The sequence below is a fragment of the Dietzia sp. NPDC055343 genome, from assembly GCF_053645265.1.
In genome coordinates, this window is sequence record NZ_JBSHMJ010000173.1 from 1 (window position 1) to 1,055 (window position 1,055).

Annotated in this window: 2 protein-coding genes; one reads left to right on the top strand and one right to left on the bottom strand. The window is 65.4% G+C overall.

Annotated elements, in window-relative coordinates:
* Positions 1-330: bifunctional ornithine acetyltransferase/N-acetylglutamate synthase (locus ACWIE7_RS19465; protein WP_454070374.1), on the bottom strand; the 330-nt coding region annotated here is incomplete at its 3' end.
* 300 nt (positions 331-630) lie between these two features.
* On the opposite strand from ACWIE7_RS19465, the gene ACWIE7_RS19470 reads away from it, so the two are divergent.
* Positions 631-792, top strand: a complete 162-nt coding sequence (locus ACWIE7_RS19470; RefSeq protein ID WP_454070375.1) for a hypothetical protein — start codon at positions 631-633, stop codon at positions 790-792.
* Positions 793-1,055: the final 263 nt, after the last annotated feature.

Below are 1,055 nucleotides of genomic sequence, written 5' to 3' on the forward strand. Positions count from 1 at the left end.
CTCGGGCGGCACGCCGACGGACGCCGCGGCGCGGTCGAGGACCTCGCGCGCGTTGGCCATGCCCTGCTCGCCGGTGGCCACGTTGGCGTTCTTGGCCACCACCACCAGGCCGCGCGCGCGGCCGGACGCCGCGTTGGCACGACTGAGGACGACTGAGGGACCGGCGAAGAGGGACCGGGTGAAGACGGCCGACGAGGCGGGGGCGGGGCCCTCGTTGACGACGACGACAACGTCATCCCCCTCCTCGCGCAGACCCGCGGAGCCGGCATGGGCTCGGAAGCCGGCCGGCAGGGGGACGGTCGCGGGTGAGGTGGGCGGGTGCGCAGTCATGCGGTCCATTGTCCCCCGCGGGCCCGGCGGGCGCTGGCGAAGGGTTATGCGTACGCCGATTACACAGATTTCTTGGTTTGTGACGTACATTACAGACGTCCAAGTTTGGGGCGCTAACCAGCGCCGATAAGTTGACCCACATTCGAAAACCCCAGTGCGGCAACCCCTCAAGATGGAGATGTCGGAGTTCCGACGTAACGTTTCGTAGCGAGTTCGGGATGTACTTCACGAGTCCATCACGGACCGCAATACGACAGCAGCGGCACAGCACGGTGCCGCTCACAACGAAAGGATCGTCTCATGATCGAGCAGATCTTCAACGGCTTCCTCGGCTTCTTCAACAGCCTCATCGACACCGGCTCCGACGCGGCCGAGGGCTTCGTGGGCACCGGCTCCGCCGCCGCCGAGGGCGTCTACGGCACGATCACCGGTTCGCTCGGCAACATCGCCGGGTCGCTCTGATCCCCACCGACTACCCAGCGGCCTAGCCGCTGACCGGTCAACGCAACGCCGGCACTCGTTCTCGAACGGGTGCCGGCATTGCGCATTTCGGAGATGCGCAAGTCGCACCCCGCGTCGCGAACTCCGTAGGCCCGCCGCTATTGTGAGCCAAATTACACATGAAGATCCGCGAGTCGATCTAGCTGCCGCCATAAAGAACGCGCCGGCGTTTCCTCAATTTCATTCTCGCCCTACAGATGACGGCATCGCGCCCCATACGTAAC

What these genes read in the sequence shown, in the direction of transcription:
- ACWIE7_RS19470 (WP_454070375.1), top strand. Translation starts at nt 631, where the DNA reads ATGATCGAGCAGATCTTCAACGGCTTCCTCGGCTTCTTCAACAGCCTC.